Below are 381 nucleotides of genomic sequence, written 5' to 3' on the forward strand. Positions count from 1 at the left end.
GCCCTAAACCTATGCTTAAAATTGGCAACAAACCAATTTTAGAAACGGTAATTCGCAGCTTCATCAAAGCAGGTTTTGAAAACTTTTACATCTCCACTCACTATATGCCAGAGCAAATTCAAAACCATTTTGGTGATGGATCTGAATTAGGAGTGAGCATCAATTATGTTTATGAAGAAGCGCCATTAGGCACAGGTGGTGCGCTTGGTTTGCTTCCTAGCGATTTACCCCAAGACTTACCACTGATCATGATGAATGGTGATGTGTTAACTAAAGTGGATTTTGAGCGATTATTAGAATTTCATAACGATAACGAAGCTGATGCAACAATGTGTGTCCGTGAGTATGATTATCAAATCCCCTATGGTGTGATAAATGGAG

Annotated in this window: 1 protein-coding gene; it reads left to right on the top strand. The window is 39.1% G+C overall.

The window, feature by feature from the left end; all coding sequences use genetic code 11:
• A partial coding sequence (locus AB4486_RS24620) for a sugar phosphate nucleotidyltransferase (protein WP_372119301.1) occupies nt 1–381 on the top strand: 381 nt, incomplete at both ends.

The organism is Vibrio sp. 10N.222.55.C6 (genome assembly GCF_041473395.1).
GTDB lineage: Bacteria > Pseudomonadota > Gammaproteobacteria > Enterobacterales > Vibrionaceae > Vibrio > Vibrio crassostreae_C.